22 protein-coding genes, 2 tRNA genes and 1 pseudogene are annotated in these 19,393 nt (G+C 72.4%); 12 read left to right on the top strand and 13 right to left on the bottom strand.

Features of this window, described 5'->3' with window-relative positions:
• Positions 1 to 28 precede the first annotated feature (28 nt).
• The 7 genes from proC to KBZ08_RS10245 form a co-directional block, all read right to left on the bottom strand.
• Positions 29 to 859: a pyrroline-5-carboxylate reductase gene (proC, locus tag KBZ08_RS10275; RefSeq protein WP_254972784.1), complete on the bottom strand. Its 831-nt coding sequence runs from the start codon at positions 857 to 859 to the stop codon at positions 29 to 31.
• On the bottom strand, positions 846 to 1,415 hold the full coding sequence (locus tag KBZ08_RS10270) for a cell division protein SepF (protein ID WP_106220246.1): 570 nt from the start codon (positions 1,413 to 1,415) through the stop codon (positions 846 to 848). Before KBZ08_RS10270 ends, proC begins: the two co-directional genes overlap by 14 nt.
• 74 nt (positions 1,416 to 1,489) lie before the next feature.
• Positions 1,490 to 2,176: a YggS family pyridoxal phosphate-dependent enzyme gene (locus tag KBZ08_RS10265; protein ID WP_254972783.1), complete on the bottom strand. Its 687-nt coding sequence runs from the start codon at positions 2,174 to 2,176 to the stop codon at positions 1,490 to 1,492.
• Positions 2,176 to 2,442 (bottom strand): PipX family protein, encoded by a 267-nt coding sequence (locus tag KBZ08_RS10260; protein ID WP_015110514.1) that lies wholly within the window; start codon positions 2,440 to 2,442, stop codon positions 2,176 to 2,178. The genes KBZ08_RS10265 and KBZ08_RS10260 overlap by 1 nt, the downstream gene beginning before the upstream one ends.
• 22 nt (positions 2,443 to 2,464) lie before the next feature.
• Positions 2,465 to 3,421 (bottom strand): CbiQ family ECF transporter T component, encoded by a 957-nt coding sequence (locus KBZ08_RS10255; RefSeq protein ID WP_106220245.1) that lies wholly within the window; start codon positions 3,419 to 3,421, stop codon positions 2,465 to 2,467.
• A 44-nt stretch (positions 3,422 to 3,465) separates the two neighbouring features.
• Positions 3,466 to 4,830 (bottom strand): ribosome biogenesis GTPase Der, encoded by a 1,365-nt coding sequence (gene der, locus KBZ08_RS10250; protein WP_106220244.1) that lies wholly within the window; start codon positions 4,828 to 4,830, stop codon positions 3,466 to 3,468.
• A gap of 73 nt (positions 4,831 to 4,903) precedes the next feature.
• The gene (locus KBZ08_RS10245) at positions 4,904 to 5,413 is read right to left on the bottom strand and encodes a DUF1823 family protein (RefSeq protein ID WP_254972781.1); all 510 of its coding nucleotides are present in this window, start codon (positions 5,411 to 5,413) and stop codon (positions 4,904 to 4,906) included.
• 17 nt (positions 5,414 to 5,430) lie between these two features.
• Here KBZ08_RS10245 and dusB point away from each other — a divergent pair, with 17 nt between their 5' ends.
• A complete protein-coding gene (gene dusB / locus KBZ08_RS10240; protein ID WP_254972780.1) occupies positions 5,431 to 6,486 on the top strand; it encodes a tRNA dihydrouridine synthase DusB in 1,056 nt (351 codons plus the stop codon).
• Here dusB and KBZ08_RS10235 read toward each other — a convergent pair.
• Positions 6,443 to 7,099, bottom strand: coding sequence for a DUF4079 domain-containing protein (locus tag KBZ08_RS10235; protein ID WP_254972779.1), 657 nt, complete (start codon positions 7,097 to 7,099; stop codon positions 6,443 to 6,445). The genes dusB and KBZ08_RS10235 overlap by 44 nt on opposite strands.
• Positions 7,100 to 7,127: 28 nt before the next feature.
• Positions 7,128 to 7,838 carry a precorrin-2 C(20)-methyltransferase gene (cobI, locus tag KBZ08_RS10230; RefSeq protein ID WP_254972778.1) on the bottom strand — a complete coding sequence of 237 codons (711 nt, stop codon included), beginning with the start codon at positions 7,836 to 7,838 and terminating at the stop codon, positions 7,128 to 7,130.
• Positions 7,839 to 7,938: 100 nt separating this feature from the next.
• Here cobI and KBZ08_RS10225 point away from each other — a divergent pair, with 100 nt between their 5' ends.
• Positions 7,939 to 8,505 carry an acireductone dioxygenase gene (locus KBZ08_RS10225; protein WP_254972777.1) on the top strand — a complete coding sequence of 189 codons (567 nt, stop codon included), beginning with the start codon at positions 7,939 to 7,941 and terminating at the stop codon, positions 8,503 to 8,505.
• Between the two features lie 9 nt (positions 8,506 to 8,514).
• Here KBZ08_RS10225 and KBZ08_RS10220 read toward each other — a convergent pair whose 3' ends face one another.
• Both KBZ08_RS10220 and aroQ read right to left on the bottom strand, forming a co-directional pair.
• Positions 8,515 to 9,147: a tRNA-(ms[2]io[6]A)-hydroxylase gene (locus KBZ08_RS10220; RefSeq protein WP_254972776.1), complete on the bottom strand. Its 633-nt coding sequence runs from the start codon at positions 9,145 to 9,147 to the stop codon at positions 8,515 to 8,517.
• Entirely contained in the window at positions 9,144 to 9,599 is a 456-nt protein-coding gene (gene aroQ / locus KBZ08_RS10215; RefSeq protein WP_254972775.1) for a type II 3-dehydroquinate dehydratase, read from the bottom strand. The genes KBZ08_RS10220 and aroQ overlap by 4 nt, the downstream gene beginning before the upstream one ends.
• 73 nt (positions 9,600 to 9,672) lie before the next feature.
• Here aroQ and KBZ08_RS10210 point away from each other — a divergent pair.
• The 6 genes from KBZ08_RS10210 to KBZ08_RS10185 all read left to right on the top strand — a co-directional run bounded on the left by KBZ08_RS10210 (position 9,673) and on the right by KBZ08_RS10185 (position 13,954).
• Positions 9,673 to 9,754 (top strand) — tRNA-Tyr (locus tag KBZ08_RS10210).
• A 10-nt stretch (positions 9,755 to 9,764) separates the two neighbouring features.
• A tRNA-Thr gene (locus KBZ08_RS10205) sits at positions 9,765 to 9,836 on the top strand.
• A 127-nt stretch (positions 9,837 to 9,963) separates the two neighbouring features.
• Positions 9,964 to 10,689 carry a GAP family protein gene (locus tag KBZ08_RS10200; protein WP_219904013.1) on the top strand — a complete coding sequence of 242 codons (726 nt, stop codon included), beginning with the start codon at positions 9,964 to 9,966 and terminating at the stop codon, positions 10,687 to 10,689.
• 59 nt (positions 10,690 to 10,748) lie between these two features.
• Entirely contained in the window at positions 10,749 to 11,321 is a 573-nt protein-coding gene (locus tag KBZ08_RS10195) for a hypothetical protein (RefSeq protein ID WP_254972774.1), read from the top strand.
• A 69-nt stretch (positions 11,322 to 11,390) separates the two neighbouring features.
• A complete protein-coding gene (locus KBZ08_RS10190) occupies positions 11,391 to 12,815 on the top strand; it encodes an aldehyde dehydrogenase family protein (protein ID WP_254972773.1) in 1,425 nt (474 codons plus the stop codon).
• A gap of 59 nt (positions 12,816 to 12,874) precedes the next feature.
• On the top strand, positions 12,875 to 13,954 hold the full coding sequence (locus KBZ08_RS10185; RefSeq protein ID WP_254972771.1) for a LysM peptidoglycan-binding domain-containing protein: 1,080 nt from the start codon (positions 12,875 to 12,877) through the stop codon (positions 13,952 to 13,954).
• Between the two features lie 22 nt (positions 13,955 to 13,976).
• On the opposite strand, the gene KBZ08_RS10180 is transcribed toward KBZ08_RS10185, so the two are convergent.
• Positions 13,977 to 15,473 carry an ATP-dependent DNA helicase RecQ gene (locus KBZ08_RS10180; protein WP_106220234.1) on the bottom strand — a complete coding sequence of 499 codons (1,497 nt, stop codon included), beginning with the start codon at positions 15,471 to 15,473 and terminating at the stop codon, positions 13,977 to 13,979.
• Between the two features lie 60 nt (positions 15,474 to 15,533).
• The gene (locus KBZ08_RS10175; protein ID WP_181280050.1) at positions 15,534 to 16,577 is read right to left on the bottom strand and encodes a hypothetical protein; all 1,044 of its coding nucleotides are present in this window, start codon (positions 16,575 to 16,577) and stop codon (positions 15,534 to 15,536) included.
• Between the two features lie 128 nt (positions 16,578 to 16,705).
• Between KBZ08_RS10175 and KBZ08_RS10170 the strand changes: the two genes are divergently transcribed.
• From KBZ08_RS10170 to mtnC, 4 genes and pseudogenes are all read left to right on the top strand, one after another.
• Positions 16,706 to 16,915: a photosystem I reaction center subunit IV gene (locus tag KBZ08_RS10170; RefSeq protein ID WP_106220233.1), complete on the top strand. Its 210-nt coding sequence runs from the start codon at positions 16,706 to 16,708 to the stop codon at positions 16,913 to 16,915.
• A gap of 43 nt (positions 16,916 to 16,958) precedes the next feature.
• Complete coding sequence (locus KBZ08_RS10165; protein WP_254972769.1) at positions 16,959 to 17,807, top strand: DNA-formamidopyrimidine glycosylase; 849 nt, start codon at positions 16,959 to 16,961, stop codon at positions 17,805 to 17,807.
• Between the two features lie 63 nt (positions 17,808 to 17,870).
• Positions 17,871 to 18,458: pseudogene (gene mtnB, locus KBZ08_RS16650) on the top strand (methylthioribulose 1-phosphate dehydratase); the annotation flags it as partial.
• Between the two features lie 39 nt (positions 18,459 to 18,497).
• On the top strand, positions 18,498 to 19,265 hold the full coding sequence (gene mtnC, locus KBZ08_RS16645) for an acireductone synthase (RefSeq protein ID WP_396122411.1): 768 nt from the start codon (positions 18,498 to 18,500) through the stop codon (positions 19,263 to 19,265).
• Positions 19,266 to 19,393 lie beyond the last annotated feature (128 nt).

Raw genomic sequence — 19,393 nt, 5'->3', positions numbered from 1 at the left:
ACCGGGACGCGAGGCGAACCGGTGGGAGTCACCCCAGCTGGCGGCTGCGCTCCGCCGCGGCCAGCACAGCCTCGATCAGGGCCGAGCGCAGGCCGGCCCGCTCCAGTTGCCGCAGCCCGGCGGCGGTGGTGCCGGCGGGGCTGGTCACCATGTCCTTGAGCTGGCCGGGGTGGAGCTCCTGCCCCTGCAGCAGCGCCGCCGTGCCCGCCATGGTGCGGTGGGCCAGGTGCATGGCCAGCGGTCGGGGCAGCCCCCCCGCCACCGCCCCGTCGGCCATCGATTCGGCCACCAGGGCCAGGAAGGCGGGACCGGAGGAGGTGAGGGCCAGGAAGGGATCGAGCTGGGGCTCCGGCAGGTCGAGCACCTCCCCCACCTGGGCGAACAACCGGCGCACCTGCTCGCGCCGGGCCTCACCGATGCCCTCGCCCCAGCTCAGGCCCGTGAGTCCGGCCCGCACCAGGGCCGGGGTGTTGGGCACGGCGCGCACGCAGGCCCGTCCCGGGAAGAGGGCCTGCAGCCGCGCCAGGGTCACCCCCGCCAGCACGGAGATCAGCAGCGGCTCGCCGCCGGAGGGTGCCGCCGCCAGGGCCTCTGGCAGGGCTGCGGCCGCCGCGGGGGCCACCGCTTCGATCTGCTGGGGTTTCACCGCCAGCAGCACCACCGGCGCGGCCCAGGCCTGGGCGGCATCGGTGGAGACCTGAACCCGGAGTTCACCGGCCAGCCGCCGGGCGGAAGCCTCGCTGGCCACCACCGCCCGGACGGCAGAGCGTTCAAGCAGGCCGGCATCGAGAAGCGGCAGCAGCAGGGCCCGGGCCATGCGGCCCAGGCCCACCACCCCGAGGGTGTCAGACCATGGCATCCGAACGGCCCCAGGCGGGGCTGGGGGCGGCCTCCTGCTGGTCGTCGACCGGGCCGGTGCGCCCGGAGACCACCGTGGGCGAGGCGGCTTCCTCACCGCCGGCGGTGGTGACGGTGACGCAGCTGGGGGCGAACAGGAAGATGCTCTCGCCCACCCGTTCCTGGTGACCGTCGATGGCGAAGGTGCCGCCGGCGACGAAATCCACGGCCCGCTGCGCCTGGTCCGGCTCCATCATCGTGAGGTTGAGGATGACGGTCTTGCGCTCCCGGAGGGCCTGAATTGCCCGGGGCATCTCGTCGAAGCTGCGCGGCTCCATCAGGCACACCTCGGCCACGGCGCTGGTGATGCCGGGCATGCCGATGACGTTGGTCCCGGCGAAGGGATCATCGCTGGAGAAATCGGTGCTCAGAGCCAGGGCTCCGGTGTTTCTGCCGGCCGTCGAAGTGCTCGAGGCGGTGGTGGTGTCGCCGGGGTCGTAGTCGAGTTCGTCGTCGAAGTCGCCATCGAGATAGTCGTCACCGGAGACGACGGCACGCAGGCGGGAGAACAACGACACGGAGTCGACCTCGGGAAGGATGCTTGGCCTTGAATAGCGTCCCACATCCGAGCCGGCAAGATCCCAACGCCCTTTCATGGCTGGATTGGGCGACTTCCGAACAGAACACTGCCCAGGCGCACCCAGGTGCTGCCGGCCGCCACCGCTTCGCGCCAGTCGCCGCTCATCCCCATCGAACAGTCCGGCAGCCCCAGGGCATCGGCCAGGGCACGGCACTCCCGGAACAGCTCCAGCCGCTCCCCGGGGGTGAGCCCCAGGGGGGCGATGGTCATCAGACCGAGGCAGCGCAGGGGCGCCAGCCGTCCCAGGTCGACCCCCAGGGCCCGCACCTCGTCCGGCTCGAAGCCGGTCTTGGCCGGGTCGGGGCGGAACTTGACCTGCAGCAGGATCCCCGGGGCCAGGGCCTCTTCGGCGGCGATGCGCTGCAGCCGCCCGGCCAGGGCCAGGCTGTCGACGGAATGGATGGTGCCGAAGCGGCGCAGCACGGCCCGCGCCTTGTTGGCCTGGAGCCGGCCGATGAAGTGCCAGTCGAGGTCCGGCAGGTCGGCCAGGGTCTCCTGCTTGGCGATGGCCTCCTGCAGCCGGCTCTCCCCGAAGCTCCGCTGGCCGAGAGCCGCGGCCTGGCGCACCAGGTCCGCCGGATGGCCCTTGGACACCGCCAGCAGGCGGGTGGAGGGTGGCAACGCCGCCTGCAATGTGCCCAGCCGCTCCGCCAGGGTGGAACCGAACGCCTCCGCCGCCCCGGGCGACGCCGCCGCCATCAGATGAAGGTCTGGTCGAAGAGCTGACGCCAGCGGGCCTGGGCCTCCGGCCCTTCGCGGCGGCAGCGGGCCAGGTTCTGCTCGGCGAAGTGGCGGGCGTCCATCAGGGGAATCACCTCGAAATGGGCACCCCGCTCCTGGAGGGTGACCAGAAAGAAGATGCGCTGGGCGTAGAGAGTGGCATAGAGATCGCGGCTCTCGGCCACCGGCGCTACCCGATAGAGCATCCCGAAGGTCGGGTGGTTCAGATAGCGCTCCGTGCTCACGACTCCCTGCAGGCTGCGGCCATTAAAGGGCACCGACTTTCCAGCGCAGCGCCAGCAGGGCCGCCAGGGCCAGCACCGCCGCCAGGCTGGCGCCGGAGGGGGTGGCGGCCGGCTGGTGCAGGCGGTCGGGGGGAAGCCACATGCCGCCGCGCGCCATCAGGGCCTCGGCCCCCTGCTCGGAGCGCAGCAGCACGTTGGCCAGCAGCCGCTCCCCCACCGCCAGCACCAGGCCGAGACTGGCCTTCCAGCCCAGGCGACGCAAATTCACCGCCCGGGTGGCGATGGAGCGCAGCAGGTTCTGGAGCTCCTCCTGCACCAGGGGCAGGAAGCGCAGGGACAGCAGCAGGGTGAAGCCCAGGCGTTCCACGGGCCAGCCCAGGATCCGCAGGGGGCCCAGCCACCAGGCGATGGCCCAGACCAGCTCCTCTGGGGGGGTGGAGAGCAGCAGCAGGTTGGCGCTGTGGATGACGGTGAACAGCAGGGTGGCGCCGTTGATGCCGAGTTCGGCGGAGCGGCGGGTGACCACCAGGGGGCCCAGCTCAACGGGGCCAGCCATCACGGGGCCCCAGCGCACCAGCTCCCAGGAGAGGCCCGCCCGCGACGCAGACGGGGCACCCGGGGGACCGGGCACCAGCCGCAGCTCCCCCGGTGGGCGCTGCAGGCTGGCCGGCGGGCTCCCTGCGGCCGGCAGCAGGGCGGCCAGCAGGCCCACCAGCAGGGCCAGGGCGATCAGCAGCGGCAGGCTCTGCCGCCAGAGGCGCCACGGCAGGCCGCTGACGGCGGTGATCAGCAGCAGCAGCCCCACCAGGGCCAGCCGCCAGAGGGGCCCCGCCAGGATCGGCGTCACCAGGAACGCCACCGTCCACACCAGCTTCACCCGGGGATCGAGCCGCTTCAGCCAGCTGCCTCGGCCACCGGTCTCGCCGCCCTCGCCGTCATCGACGTACTGACCGATCGGCAGCTGCCGTAACCAGTCCATTCAGGCCAGGCCCCCCTGGATCACCCCCGCCATCGCCATCAATCTCAGCCGCCCCGGCTCTGGTGGCGGGCCTGCTCCTTCTCGGCGTCCCGCTGCTGCTTGCCGCGCCAGAAGAGCCGTACCGGCGATCCCTCGAAGCCCAGGGCCTCGCGGATCTGGCGCTCGACGTAGCGGCGGTAGGTGTCGCCGAACAGCTTGGGGTCGTTGACGAACAGGGTGAAGCTGGGCGGGCGTGTCGCCACCTGGGTGCCGTAGTAGAGGCGGCCCTGGCGGCCGCCCCGGGTGGTGGGGGGGGAGCGCCAGCGCAGGGCCTCCTGCAGCACCTCGTTCACCACCGAGGTGCTCACCCGGCGGCGGTGCTGCTCCACCGCCACGGCGGCGATGGCGAAGATGCTCTCCACCCGCTGGCCGGTGACGGCGGAGGTGAACAGCATCGGCGCCCAGTCAAGGAAGTAGAGCTTGGCGCGCAGCTCCTTCTCCATGGCGCTCATGGTGTGGCTGTCCTTCTCGATCAGGTCCCACTTGTTGACGACCACGGCACAGGCGCGGCCGTCCTCCTCGATGCGGCCCGCCAGGCGCTGGTCCTGCTCGGTGACCCCATCGAGGGCATCGATCACGAGGATGCAGACGTCGCTGCGCTCGATCGCCTTGAAGCTGCGGGTGATGCCGAAGTACTCCGGGCCGTAGTCGACGCTGCGGCGCCGGCGGATGCCGGCGGTGTCGAGCAGCTTCCAGGTGTGGCCCTCCCGCTCGATCGTGGTGTCGATCGTGTCGCGGGTGGTGCCGCGGATCGGACTGACGATGGCCCGGTTCTCGCCGCAGATGGCATTCAGCAGGCTGGACTTGCCCACGTTGGGACGGCCGATGATCGCCAACTGGATCGGCTCGGCCTCATCGCTCTCGGTGGTGGCCGGCAGGAAGCTGATCACCCGGTCGAGCAGATCGCCCGTGCCGGCGCCATGGATGGCGGAGATCGGGTGGGGCTCGCCCAGGCCCAGCCCCCAGAAGTCGGCCGCCATGGCCAGGCCCTGATCGGGCGACTCGCACTTGTTCACCCCCAGCAGCACGGGGACGTTGTGGCCCCGCAGCCACTCGGCGATCGATTCATCGGCGGCGGTGACCCCCTGCTGGCCATCAACGATGACCACCGCCACCGACGCCTCGGCCAGGGCCAGGTTGGCCTGCTCCCGGATCTCGGGCAGGAATTCGCTGTCGTCATCGAACACCAGGCCGCCGGTGTCCACCACCCGGAAGGTGCGGTCACCCCAGAAGCCCTCCTGGTATGTGCGGTCCCGGGTCACACCGGGCTGGTCGTGGACGATGGCCTCACGGCTGCGGCAGAGCCGGTTGACCAGCGTGGACTTGCCCACATTGGGGCGTCCGATCACGGCGACGACGGGGAGCGCCAATCTGACTTATTCCTTACGACGGATGCGTTACCTAGACCCTACAGAGCCACCGACGCCCCAGCCCACCGCCGCCTCAACCCACCGGGGGATCGCCGGGATGGCCGGCCACCGGATCCTCGGGCGGATCCAGGAGCTCCGGAAGCGGGCCCGCTTCCGGCAGAGGTTCGCCCCGCTCGGCCAGATTGGCCAGCAACCAGTTCACCGCCGTGGCCCGCCGGGTGCGGCGGGGATAGAGGCCACCGATGCGGTACCCGGCGAAGCCCAGCTGCTCCTTGAGCAACTGCTTGTGTTCGGGGGCGACCGAGCGGGTGAGCCGCACGCTCGCGGGCCGCTCGGCGATCAGCTCCGGTGCCTCGGGAAAGGCCTCGGCCCAGGCCGGCGGGGTGTCGGGCCCGGCCTGCCAGCGCCCATCGGCGTCGGGGCGATAGCCCAGCCGCTCCCAGATGAGCCGGCAAACGAAGCGATCGCTCGTGCGGTCCTCCAGCACCACCTCCAGCAGGGCGCGGCTGAGGGGAAACGGTCCTGGGGCACCATCGGGCTTCAAGGGGGCAGCGGCGGCAGCGTCCAAAGCGGCGTCTGGCATCCGAGAGTGACCCCAGCATGCCCAGCCCCGCCCCCCATCCCTGCCCCACCGGCCCCCTGCAGCTGGCGGGCAACGGCACCGACAGGCTGCTCACCTGCCGGGTGCTGCAATCGCCCCTGGCGGGGGTGAGCGACGGCATCTTCCGCGCCCTGGTGCGCCGCTGGGCCCCCGATGCGCTCCTGTTCACGGAGATGGTGAATGCCACGGCGCTGGAGCTGGGCCACGGCGGCGCCAAGATGGCGGCCCTCGACCAGGATCCCGGCCCCGTCGGGGTGCAGCTGTTCGACCACCGGCCCGACGCCATGGCCGAGGCGGCCCGCCGGGCCGAGGCGGCCGGGGCCTGGCTGATCGACATCAACATGGGCTGCCCGGTGCGCAAGATCGCCCGCAAGGGCGGCGGCAGCGGCCTGCTGCGCCAGCCCGATCTGGCCCTGCGGATCGTGGCGGCGGTGGCGGCGGCGGTGCGGGTGCCGGTGACGGTGAAGACCCGGCTGGGCTGGTGCGGGTCCAGCGCCGATCCGGTGGGCTTCGCCCTCGCCCTGCAGAACGCCGGTGCCCGTGCCCTCACCCTGCACGGCCGCACCCGGGAGCAGGGCTTCTCCGGCCGGGCCGACTGGGACGCGATCGGGCGGGTGAAAGCGGCCGTGCGGATTCCGCTGATCGCCAACGGCGACATCACCGGCCCGGAAGACGCCCTGCGCTGCCTGGCGATCACTGGCGCCGACGGGGTGATGGTGGGGCGGGGCACCCTGGGGCGCCCCTGGCTGGTGGGGCGCATCGCCGCGGCCCTCGCCGGCCGGCCCCTGCCGCCGGAGCCTGACGCACACGCCCGCATCGCCCTGGCCCGGGAGCACCTGGAGGCCCTGGTGGCCGCCCGCGGCGATCAGGGGCTGCTGATCGCCCGCAAGCATCTGGGCTGGACCTGCCAGGGCTTCGCCGGCGCCGCCCGGCTGCGGCGCGACCTGATGGTGGCCCCCAGCCTGGAGGGCGCCCTGGGTCTGCTGCAACGGGCGGAGGCGGAGGTGGAGTTCAGTGACCCAGAGCCATGCCCAGCAGGTCCCGGCTGCCGCTGATGGCCTGCACCGCCAGCAGCAGGGCGGTGAGGAAGGCGGCCGAGACGTGGAGCCTCCGCATCCGGGGGGAGCGGAGGGTCTCGGGGGCGGCCGCCATGGCGAACAGCAGCAGGCCGCAGAGCATCACGCCGCTCCAGTAGTGGGACCCCCACACGACCCCGTCGAAGGGGCTGCGGCCCAGGTGCCACAGGGCCGGCTGGCTGCCCAGGGTCAGCAGCCCCAGCCAGCAGATCAGGGCGAAACCGGCCCGCAGCCAGGGGCCCTTCACCCGCCACAGGGCCAGACAGCTCACCAGGCACCCCAGCCCGGCCAGCAGCAGCGCCAGCCCGGCCCCGGCGTCGCCCGTTGCACCCCCCCGGGCATAGGTGGCCGCCATGGCGATCAGCACCGCCACCACCACCCCCGAGGTCACCCAGCGGCCGTGGTCGGTGTGCTCCACCCCCACCGTCGGCGGCAGGGGGTTGATGTCGAGGCGACGCTCCCGCGCCAGGATTCCGAGCCGGATGGTGGCGCCCACCACCGGGTACACAAACAGGATGATCAGCACCGGGTGCAGCAGGGCGAACCAGTCGGTGACGGTCATCCCGGTGGCGGTCATCCCGGCGGCAGGCATCGGCAAGGGCGGGGCAAAACGCGAACGGTCATGGAAGCACCGCCGGCCACCCCTGCCGGATGAGCAGCAGGGAGAAGTAGGGAACCTCGGCGGCGGGCACCTCGGCCGCCGGGCAAAGCCGCTGGTCGGGCCAGCCCACCCGCTGGGCGAACAACGCGTCCGCCAGCAGACCCCGCTCGGCCAGCAGCGGGCGCACCCAGGGCCAGCGGCCCCCCAGCTTGAGCAGGGCCAGCACCCAGCCAGCGGCGGCCGCCTGGGCCAGCAGGTCCTCCAGCTGGCCGGGCTCCTCCGGGGTGGGGCGGATCAGCAGCCCCTCCTGCTGCAGGGCCAGGGGCCAGGCCCCGGCGGCGGCGGCCGCCGCCACGGCGCTGATGCCCGGGATCAGGCGCACCGGCAGGGCGGGATGGCGATCCCGCAGCGCCAGCAGCACGTAGCTGCTGCTGGCGAACAGGGACACGTCGCCCTCGCAGAGCAGCACCACCGACCGCCCCTGGGCCACCTCGGCCGCCAGCCGGTCGGCGGCGGCCTGCCAGGCCTGCCGACGTGGCTCCGCCGCCGCCACCATCGGGAACACCAGGGGCAGGCGCCGCTGGCCGGCGCCGATCCAGGGGCCGGCCACGGCGGCCGCCATCCCCTCAGCCCCTTCGCGGGCGACCGGGTAGGCGATGGTGGCGGCGGCTTCGATCGCCCGCACCGCCGCCACGGTGAGCAGGTCGGGATCACCGGGTCCCACACCCACCAGGGTGAGGCCGGCGGTGGATGCAGGGTCGGTGATGGGGCTGAGGTCAGCGTCGGGTCTTTCTAGGCTGCAGATCCCCAGACCGTCCTGGAGCGCCCCGATGACCCACCTGGTGATCCGTTCCGCCGCCGGCGACGGCCACGCCGCCCCCCTGCTGCGCAGCAGCGACGCCGAAGTGATCGCCCGGGAACTCGGGGCCCGGGGCGTGCGCTTCGAGCGCTGGGCCACGCCGGCCTCCCTGGCGGCGGACGCCGACCAGGCCGCGATCCTGGCTGCCTATGCCGCCGAGATCGCCCGGGTGCATGCCGAGGGGGGCTACCGCACCGTGGATGCGATCCGGCTCGGCCCGGACCATCCTGACCGGGAGGCCCTGCGGGCCAAGTTCCTCTCCGAGCACACCCACGCCGAAGACGAGGTGCGCTTCTTCGTGGAAGGCCGCGGGCTCTTCTGCCTGCACATTGAAGGCGAGGTGCTCCAGGTGGTGTGCGAGCAGGGCGACTGGATCGGGGTGCCGGCCGGCACCCGCCACTGGTTCGACACCGGGGCGCGTCCGTCCTTCTGCGCCCTGCGCTTCTTCGACAACAGCGATGGCTGGGTGGCCAGCTTCACCGGCGATCCAATCGCGTCCAGCTTCCCGCTGCTGGAGGAAATCCTGGCCGCGGCCTGATCACCCGCCTCAGCTGTGCATGCGCGGTTGCGGATGGAGACAGGCCAGGATCCCCGCCTCGCTCTCGGCCAGGGCCGTGAGCCGATCGGTCACCACTGGCCGGGGCCAGCGCCGCTCGCAGAGCACCCAGTAGAGGCCGAAATGGCGCGCCTCGCTGGCCAGCAGGTCGGCGTAGAGGTCCCGTAGCTCCGGATCGGGACTGTGGGCGGCCAGCAGGGCCATCCGCTCGTGGCTGCGGGCCTCGATCAGACCCGCCACCAGGAAGCTGTCGAGCATCCGCTCGGGCTCGGCGCGGCGCACCAGGGCGGCCAGGGCGGCGCCGTAGGGCGGGGCGGCCAGGGCCCGCAGGCCGAGGCCGCGCCGTTCCAGCAGGGCCTGAACCCGCTCGAAGTGCTCCAGTTCCTCCCGGGCCAGGGGGCTGAGCACGGCCGCCAGCTCCCCGTCGGACGGGTAGCGGAACATCAGCTGCAGGGCGGCGCCGGCCGCCTTGCGCTCGCAATGGGCGTGGTCGATCAGCAGCAGCTCCGGGTGGGCCAGGGCCTGCTCCAGCCAGGCGGCGCTGCTGGGGGCCGCCAGCCACCGCACCCGGGCCGCCGCCGCCACCGGGGCCTCGGCCGCCACCGGCAGGGAGGCGCCGCTCATGCCGAGGCCCGCAGATGGGCCACCAGGCCCTCGAGGGCGAGGCGGTAGCTGGTGGCGCCGAAGCCGCAGATGACCCCCAGGGCCCGGTCCGCCAGCAGGGAACGATGGCGGAAGGGCTCGCGGGCGTGGGTGTTGCTCAGGTGCACCTCCACGAAGGGCAGGGCCACCGCCAGCAGGGCATCACGGATCGCCACCGAGGTGTGGGTGTAGGCGGCGGCGTTGATCAGGATCCCGTCGCTGGCCGGGCTGCCGGCCTGCCCTCCGGCCTGCTGGATGCGGTCCACCAGGGCCCCCTCGTGGTTGCTCTGAAAGCAGGTGAGCTTCACCCCCAGCGCCGCGGCCTGCTGCTCCAGGGCGGCATCGATGGCCGCCAGGGTGCTGCTGCCGTAGAGGCCCGGCTCCCGCTGGCCGAGCAGGTTGAGGTTGGGGCCATGGAGCACGAGCAGGCGCATCGGGGAGGGGAGAGGGCGGGAAGAGCAGGGCGGAGGCGGGAAGGTCGGCTGGTAAGTTCTGAGGGTGTGGTTCGGGTCGGTGCCCGAGTGGTTAATGGGGGCGGACTGTAAATCCGCTGGCTCTGCCTACGTTGGTTCAAATCCAACCCGGCCCACCTTCCACATGCCCTTGTAGCTCAGCGGTAGAGCACTCCCTTGGTAAGGGAGAGGTCACGAGTTCAAGTCTCGTCAAGGGCTTTCACCCCCAGCCCCTCCCCCTCCCCGCAGGTGCTCAGGCGGCGCTGGGATTCCATTCGCGGTGGACCGGGAGCATGCCCGAGAATGCGGGACCTCCGCCGCCCGGACGGTCTGATTGCCGCCCCTGTTGTCCCCCGTCTGCCTCAGCGTTCCCGCGCTCCTGTCTCCGGCCCTGATCACCCAGTCGTCTCTGTTCGGGATCGGCATCGCCTTCAGCCCCCTGCACATCGCGGTGGTCACCCTGCTGCTGCTGGGCCGTGACCCCCTGAAGCGCGCCATGGCCTACGTGGCGGGCTGGGCAGCCGCCAACGCCCTGGCCATCGTGCTGCTGATGGTGCTGGGGGAAACCTTCGCCATCAGCCTCAGCCACGGCGAGCGGGAGCAGGTGCTGATCGACCTGCTCGGGGCCGGCGCCCTCGTGGGCCTGGGTCTGTACCAGCTCACGCCCCAGGCCAACATCGGCGAGGAGGGGATGGCCCTGCGGCTGATGAACCAGCTGCCCGACTTCAGCACCTTCACCCTGGTGCTGATCGGTGCCACCAGCGCCCTGCTCACCCCGGAGAACCTGGTCTTCTATCTCAAGGAGGCCGGCCTGTTGCTGCTCAACGATCCCGGCCTCACCGCAGATGCGGAGGTGACGGGCCTGTTCACCCTGATGGCCAGCTCCCTGCTGCTGCTGCCGCCCCTGGCCTGGCTGGTGAGCGGCGGGGCGATCCGCGAGCCGATCATGCGCCTGGAGGATTGGCTGCAGCACAAGGCCGAGTGGCTGGTGGGGGTCCTCGCCCTGGTGCTCGGGGCCTACCTGCTGTTCGAAGGGCTGCACGGCCTCAACCTGCTGAGCGTGGCCGGGTGAGCGCCGGCGGCCGTTAGCGTCGTTTCATTCCCTTGGTCAGCATCCCGTTGCTCCCCGCCGTGCGCCGGACCTGCCTGGCGATCGGCCTCGGCCTCGCCCTGGCCCTGTTGCCCCCTGGAGCTCGCCTGCTGGCCGCCACGGTCTGCGTGCTGACCCCCAGGCTGGCGCTCAATGCCCGGGGGGAGGCCGTGGCCGCCGTCCCGATCGGAGCCCCCACGATCCTGAGCACCGAAAGCCTTGAGGAGGTGCGGATCGAGCGGGCCGGTGAGCTGCTCTGGCAGCGGCAGGCCCTCCCGGGCGAGGCCATCGACGGGCCGATCGCCTGGCCCCTGGCGCCGATCCGCCCGGGCCAGCAGTTGCAGCTGCTGCTGCGGCCCCAGGGCGTCCGCAGGGACGACTTCGCCATCATCCTGCTGGAGGGTGATCCAGCCGAGCGTATGGAGCGGGCCCAACGGGAGCTCGATGGCCTGGGCAGTGATCCGCTCGCCTGGTGGGCCTCCATCCAGCGCAACTTCGACCGGGGCGACCTCAGCCTGGGCCTGGCCCTGCTTTACGCCTTTGAAGGCCCCGCCTCCCCACGGCTCGACAACCTGCGGCGGGCCGTGTTCCAGGCCGGCTGCGGCGCCCCCTGAGGCCCACCCGTACGGCCGGGGCCGCGGCGGGGAAGGATTTGCCAGCCTGGGCGGAAAGGGCCCCACCCCATGTCCCCACCGGCCGCTCCCGCCAGCCCCGGCGCCAGTCCCTCCCCCCTGACGGTGCCGGTGGCCACGATGCGCGCCCTGGTGGAGGGGGGCATCACCCGGCCCCTGGCCTGGCGGCTGGAGCAGCTGCAGCGGCTGGGCCGCCTGCTGGAGTCGGCGGAGCCGGCGATGCTGGACGCCCTGGCCAGCGACCTGGGCCGCTCCGCCATGGAAGGGGGCTTCGAGTTGGCGGCCCTGCGCCAGGAGCTGCGCCACACCCGCCGCCACCTGGCCGGCTGGATGCGTCCCCGCCGCCGCCCCCTGCCCCTGTGGGCCTGGCCCGGCCAGGGCTCGGTGCGCACCGAACCCCTGGGCTGCGTCCTGATCATCGGCGCCTGGAACTATCCCTTCGAGCTCTGCCTCCACCCCCTGCTCCATGCCCTGGCCGCGGGCAACACGGCCGTGGTCAAGCCCTCCGAACTGAGCCCCGCCGCGGCGGCCCTGCTGGCGGAGCTGCTCGGCCGCCACTTCGAGCCCACGGTGGTCCAGGTGGTGTGCGGCGACGGGGCCGTGGCCGCCCGGCTGCTGGAGCGGGAGCGTTTCGACCACATCCTCTTCACCGGCGGGGAGCGGGTGGGACGGCTGGTGATGGCGGCCGCCGCCCGCCATCTCACCCCCGTGACGCTGGAGCTGGGGGGCCGGAATCCGGCGATCGTGCTGGCGGATGCGGATCCGACCATCACCGCCCGGCGGCTGCTGTGGGGGCGCTGCCTCAACGCCGGCCAGACCTGTCTGGCCCCCAACCATGTGCTGGTGGCGGCCGGGTTGCGGGAGGCCCTGGTGGCCGCGTTCCGGGAACAGAGCCGGGCCCTGTACGGCCAGGATCCCCTGGCCAGCCCCGATCTGGGGCAACTGGTCGGGGCGGCGCGCTTCGCGCGGCTCCAGGGGCTGCTGGCCCAGGCGCGGGAGAAGGGCCAGGTGCTGCTGGGCGGTCGCTGGGACGAAGCCGGGCGGCGGATTGAGCCCACGGTGGTGGCGATCGACGATCCCGACGACGATCCGCTGCTGCGGGAGGAGCTGTTCGCCCCGATCCTGCCCCTGCTGGCGGTGGCGGACCTGGAGGAGGCCCTGACGCTGGTGCGCCGGGACCCGAAACCCCTGGCCCTCTATCTGTTCGGCGGCGGCGCATCCGAGCGGGAACGGGCGCTGGCGGGCAGCGGTTCGGGCAGCCTGGTGGTCAACGACACGGTGATCCAGGGGGGCATGGCCGCCCTGCCCTTCGGCGGTATCGGCGCCAGCGGCATGGGGGCCTACCACGGGGAAGCCGGCTTCCTCACGTTCTCCCACCAGCGCAGCGTGATCTGCCGGCCGCTGCGACCCGATCCCCCGATCCGCTTCCCCCCCTACCCCGGCAGGCTGGGCCTGGTCCGTCGTCTGATGGGCTGAGGGGGGCTGGGCGGGCCTGGACGCGGACCTTAACGTGCCAGCAGCTATCCCTAGTGCCCATGCGCCGCCCCCTCATCGCCCTGGCTCTAGCCATGGTGTTGCCGCTGCCGGCTCTGGCTGCCCAGGTGACCGTCAAGCCCGGTGAGACCCTCTCCGACATCGCCGCCCGCCACCGGGTGAGCGTGACCACCCTGATGAAGATGAACGGGATCAGCGATCCCGACCTGGTCGAAGCGGGCCGGACCCTGACGCTGCCCGGGGGTGCGGCGAGACCCCGGGCGTCCGGCGGCAGCCTCACCGTGGCCCCAGGGGAAACCCTCTCCGAGATCGCCGAGCGGCACGGCATCACCGTCAGCCGGCTGATGCAGCTCAACGGCCTCAGCAAGGCGGACCACATCGAGGCCGGCCAGAAGCTGGTGGTGCCCTCCTCCCCCCGCAGCGCCGCCCCGGTCGCCAGGGTCAACCGCAAGGCCAACGAGCACGTGGTCCGCAGCGGCGAAAGCCTCTCCCAGATCGCCGACGCCTATGGCGTTCCAATGAAGCAGCTGATCGCCCTCAACCGCATCAGCGACCCCGACCTGGTGGAATCCGGCACCCGGCTGCGGCTGAAGCCGGCCAGCACCCCCGCCCCCCGGCCGGCCGCCCGACCCGCGGCGGCGGCGAAGCCGGCGCCCAAGCCGGCCACCACGGCGAGCAGGCCCGCACCGGCACCCGCGGCCCGACCCCAGCCGGCCGCGACGGCGGCCAAACCTGCGCCGGCACCGGCACAGACGCCGGCCGCCAGCCGCCCAGCCCCCAGCGTCGCCCGGGCCACCCCCGCAGCGACGCCCCGCCCGCAGCCGGCCACGGTGGCCGCCGCCCCCCGGCCCGCCAGCACGGCCACGGCGAGCCCCGGCAAGCCGGACTGGCGCAATTACGGCCCCCTGCAGGTGGACTGGGCCAACTGGCAGCCCATGGGCGGCAGCATGGTGGCCCCCACCCTCAATTCCCAGGGGGAATCCCTCTACCTGGCCGTCAACTGCAGCGCCCGCAAGCTCAACGCCACCAGCCAGGCCGGCCAGTGGAAGAGCTGGGACGACCCCCAGGCCGATTTCGAGCAGCAGCTGGTCTCCGACCTCTGCAAGGCCCGCGGCAGCTGAGCGGCGGCCAGGTGCCGACGCTTCAGGCCGACCAGCGCAGGGGCCAGGGATCCCGCAGGTAGCTCCGGCCCACGGGGCGCAGGTAAAGGCGCTGGGCCCCGTCATCGCTCTCGCTGATCAGTTCTTCCTGCACCAGCCGGCGGGCGAGCCAGGCCCAGGAGGGCTCGGCCTCTCCGTGGGCACCGGCCAGGTCCTCCGCCAGGCTGCGCAGATCGCGGCCGCTGCGGTCCTCCAGGGCGGAGAGCAGCACGGCCGCCTGCGGTGCCCAGTCGTTGCGGGACGGTGCCGAGAGGCAGTTGTCGCAGCGGCCGCAGGGCGGGGAGATCTCCCCCACCGCCAGGAGCAGGGCCTGCTCCCGGCAGCCCTCCCCTTCGGCCACCGCCTCGATGCGCCGCAGCTGCTGCTGGGCCAGCTCGAGCCGGTGGCGCTCCAGCAGCCGCTGGTCGGGGGGCAGCTGCTGGCCGGCGGAGCGCATGGCCCAGCCCAGGCTGGTGCGGTCGGCCGGATCGAAGAGCACCAGGCAACGGGCGGGCAGCCCGTCGCGGCCGGCCCGGCCGGATTCCTGCAGGTAGCCCTCGGCGCTGGCGGGCAGGTCGAGGTGCAGCACCAGCCCCACGTCGGGCCGATCCACTCCCATGCCGAAGGCGACGGTGGCCACCAGCACCGGCGTGGGATGCTCCTGGAAATGGCGCAGGGCCAGCTGGCGGCTCTCGGGGTCCATGCCGGCGTGGTAGGCGATCGCCTCCACACCCGCCGCCGTCAGCCGCGCGGCCCACTGCTCCACCGAGCGCCGCGTGCGGGCATAGATCAGCACCGCCCCGCGGGACTCGCCGATCGCCGCGACCACCTCCGTCAGGGGATCGGCGGGGCGCCGCCGCATGGTGTAGGCGAGGTTGCCGCGGCGGGCTGATCGCACCTGGACCAGGGGGCGCCGCAGCTGCAGCAGGCGGATGATGTCGGCCCGCACCTGGGGGGCGGCGGTGGCACTGAGGGCCACCAGCGGCACCCCCGGACAGAGGGACCGCAGCTGGCCGAGGCGCCGGTAGTCGGGGCGGAAGTCGTGGCCCCAGGCGCTGATGCAATGGGCCTCATCCACCGCCAGGGCCACCAGCCGGCCGGTCTCGAGGGCCTCGTCAAGCAGCTGGCGGGTGGCCTCCGCCTGGGCTCGCTCCGGGGCCAGGTAAAGCAGGCGCAGCCGGTTCGCCGCCAGGCGCTGCTGCAGCTGGCGCCTCTGTCCCGGATCCAGCCCCCGGTGCAGACAGGCCGCCGGGATGCCGCGGGCCTGCAGCTGGCTCACCTGGTCCTGCATCAGGGCCACCAGGGGCGAGATCACCACCACCAGGCCGTCCCGCACCAGGGCGGGGAGCTGGAAGCAGAGCGACTTGCCGGCACCGGTGGGCAGCACCGCCAGGCAGTCACGGCCGGCCAGCAGAGCCTCCACCACCGGGCGCTGACCGGGCCGGAAACTCTCCCAGCCGAAATGGCGCTGCAGGCTCTCGGTGAGGGGATCGGCCCCCAAGCTCACTCCACCCCTGGTACCTGCAGACCCTAGCTCCCACCAGATGTGGGGGGCGCCTCGTCAGTGCAGCGGGGGCGGCTCCAGCTGGTCGGGGGACTCCTCCACCAGCTGCAGGCGCACCCGTTTGCCTCCGGCCAGTTCCCCCAGGGACACCCGCATCGTCGTGCCGCTCAGGCTCTGCAGCACGGTGAGCAGCTCCCGCAGATGGGGCGTGCTGCTGCCGCTCTCCACCCAGAGCCGCTCCTGCAGGCCCCCCAGCCGGCGCCAGCTGGTGTGCAGCTTGAGCACGGCGCTCTCCAGGGCCTGGGCCTGGCCGACCGCATCGGCCAGGAGGCCCAGGGCATCAAGGCGCTGGGCCTCCTGCAGGGCCTTCTCCAGGTCGAGGTTCCCCTGCTGGAAGGCTCGCACCGCCAGGCCCGCCTCGGCCGCCTTGCTGAGCCACCGGGCCGTGAGGGTCACATCCTTGACCCGCTCCAGCTCCGGTTCGTCCCGCAGCACGCGTCGCAGGTCGTCCTGCTGCTCCTCGGGCAGCTTGGCCAGTTCCCGCACCAGGGGAGCCACGGCCCGGGGGGGCAGCAGGTTGTCGGCGGTGCGCTGGCGGATCTCCTCCGGCAGCAGGGGGCTGGTGGCGGCGGTGAACTCATCGGTGAGCCGGCGCACCTGCTTGCGGGTGATCTGTTGGCCCTCGTTGGCCGCCTCGCTGATCATCAGCTGGACCTCCGGGTCCGCCTGGGCCGTCTCCAGGAAGGCCCGCTTGGAGAAGTTGTTGACGCTGGCCTCCTCCAGCAGGCCTTCACCCACCAGGCCATCGGCCGACTCCGCCAGCTGGATCAGGGTATAGGCCCGGGTCTTGCTGATCTCCCGCTCCCGCAGCCACTGCAGGAAGCCGGTGCCGCGCCCCTCGCCGCCCCGGCGTTCCCGGTCCCGCACCGAACGCAGGATCCGCCCCCGCCAGATTTCGGTCTGCAGATCGAAACGATCGCAGACGGCCCAGGCCTCCTCCAGGCGGGCCAGAAACTCCATCGTGCTGAGGGTGTCGCTCTCCGGATCGGGCAGATCCAGACGCAGCTGGGGGGCCTCGGGCAGGGCCATGGACGGGACCATCGGCGGGGCCGGCGGTGGGTGCGGGGATGCTGCCACGGGGCCGGCAACGAACCGTGACATCGCCCGGGCAAGGGCCCCTGATCGCCGGTAGTGTCGCTGCGCAGACCACCCGACCTTCCAGCCCAGCGATGGCCATCTCCCGCGGCGACAAAGTACGGATCAAGCGTCCCGAGTCCTACTGGTTCAACGAAGTGGGCACGGTGGCCTCGATTGACACCTCCGGCATCCGCTACCCGGTCGTGGTTCGCTTCGAAAAGGTGAACTACAACGGCTACAGCGGTTCCGACGGCGGCATCAACACCAACAACTTCGCCGAGAGCGAATTGGTCAAAGCCTGAGCTTCGAGCCAGGCCCTGCTCGCCCAGCCCTACGATCCCGGGCATGCCCGAGCTCCCGGAGGTCGAAACCGTACGCCGGGGGCTTGAGCATCAGACCTCCGGTCTCGTCATCGACCGCGTCGAGGTGCTCCGCACCCGCGCCATCGCCAGCCCCGAAGACCCTGCCGATTTCTGCCGGGCCCTTCGGGGCCTTCGCGTGGGCCGGTGGCACCGCCGCGGCAAGTACCTCCTGGCCGATCTCGAAGGCCCGGACGGCTGCCCTGCGGGTCGCTGGGGCGTGCACCTGCGCATGACCGGCCAGTTTCTCTGGCTGGCCGAGGACCGTCCCCCCTGCCCCCACACCCGGGTGCGGGTCTGGAGCGGGGCCGGAGAGGAACTGCGCTTCGTCGACACCCGCAGCTTCGGCCAGATGTGGTGGGTGCCCCCCGGGGTCGCCGACGAGGAGGTGATGGGCGGCCTGCGGCGTCTGGGGCCCGAGCCCTTCGCGGCGGAGTTCAGCGGCGCCTACCTGCGGCGGCGGCTCAAGGGCTCACGCCGGCCGATCAAGAATGCCCTGCTCGATCAATCGCTGGTGGCGGGGGTGGGCAACATCTACGCCGACGAATCTCTGTTCGCGGCCGGGATTCTGCCCCAGACCCCCAGCGGCCGGCTGCCACTGGGCCGTCTGGAGCGGCTGCGGCTGGCCCTGGTGGAGGTGCTGGAGACCAGCATCGGCGCCGGTGGCACCACCTTCAGTGATTTCCGTGATCTGCAGGGCACCAACGGCAACTACGGCGGCCAGGCCTGGGTGTATCGCCGCGGCGGATCCCCCTGCCGCCGTTGCGGGACGGTGATCCTGCGCGAGAAGCTGGGGGGGCGCAGCAGCCACTGGTGCCCCAGCTGCCAGAGCTGACCAGGGGGCCGACCCCGCCGCCCCTTTCGGTCGCAAGCCTTTCCCCTCGTTGCCAGATACCGCGTGACCAGCGCCCTCGCCGTCCAACTCAGCCAGACCATGGCGGCCATCCATGCCCGCGGCTGGTGCGACGGCACCGGCGGCAACTTCAGCTGCGTTCTCTCGCGTGACCCGCTGGTTCTGCTGATGGCCCCAAGCGGCGTCGACAAGGGCACGGTCGCGCCGGAGGCCCTGATCCAGGTGGACGCCAGCGCCCGGGTGGTGGCTGGTGAGGGACGGGCCAGTGCCGAGACCTTGCTGCACCTGGAGATCGTGGCGCGCACCGGCGCCGGCGCCGTGCTGCACACCCACTCCCACGCCGCCACGCTGCTGTCCGACTGGTGTCTGTCGGAGGGGAGGGACGCGGGGGCCCTGCCGCTGCAGGGTCTGGAAATGCTCAAGGGCCTGGCGGGCATCGACAGCCATCGCCGCCGGGTGCTGCTGCCGGTGCTGGCCAACGACCAGGACCTGGCCCAGCTCAGTGCCACCGCCGGCCCGTTGCTGGCAGACGCGCCCCACGGCCTGCTGATCGGCGGCCATGGTCTCTACGCCTGGGGGGGCGACCTCACCGAAGCCCGGCGACACCTGGAAATCCTCGAGTGGCTGCTGGAGCAGCGCTGGCGACGCCTGCTGCTCGAGGCCCTGGGCCAGCTGCCGGCCAGACCCGGTGGCATTCGAGCCGTGCTGCTTGACATCGAAGGGACCACCTGCCCGGTGCCCTTCGTGAGTCAGGTGCTCTTTCCCTACGCCCGTGAACGGCTGGATGGTTTTCTGCGGGAGGAGGCCGACAAGCCGGCCCTGGCTCCGCTGATCAAGGCGATCGACGCGGCCATGGCAGCCGCTGGAGACGACAGCAGTGAAGGCGCTACGGTCACCCCCGATGAAGCGGGGAACGGCGGCAGCTCCGGCAACTCAGATCTCCATCACGGGAGGGTTCGGTTCCTTCAGGGCCTGATCGATGAGGACCGCAAGCTGCCGGCCCTGAAGGAGCTGCAGGGTCTGATCTGGGACCGGGGGTATGCAGGCGGCGAACTGCGCTGCCCCCTGTTCGAGGATGTGGCCCCGGCACTGCGGGCCTGGCGAGCGGCTGGGCTGGAGCTGGCCGTCTACTCCTCGGGATCGGTGAAGGCCCAGCAGCTCCTGTACCGCCACAGCAACGCCGGTGACCTGAGCCCCCTGTTCAGCCACTGGTTCGACACGAGCACCGGTGCCAAGGGCGAGGCCGCCAGCTACCAGGCCATCGCTGCCGCCTTGGGGCTGGAGCCCCGGGCGATTCTCTTTGTGAGTGATGTCAGGGCCGAGCTGGAAGCCGCCCGGACCGCCGGGATGGCGACACGCTTCAGCCTGCGCCAGGACAACCCGGAGCAGGAGGCCGGGCCCTTCGAGGCGATCACCAGCCTGGCTCAGATCGACATCTGAATCCCGCATCCTGGCCTGCCCAGCGCTGTGCCTGTTCAAGAGCCTGGCCTGGCCGTTGCCGCCGGCCCCCTCAGCCGCCCGCTGCCCTGGGCTGTCCGCTGCGCTGTCCGATGTGGTGGCCAACAGAA

Origin of the sequence: Cyanobium sp. Candia 9D4, from assembly GCF_024346155.1 — a bacterium.
In the GTDB taxonomy this organism is placed as follows: Bacteria; Cyanobacteriota; Cyanobacteriia; order PCC-6307; family Cyanobiaceae; genus Cyanobium; species Cyanobium minutissimum.
This window is presented reverse-complemented; position numbering and strand designations above follow the sequence as displayed.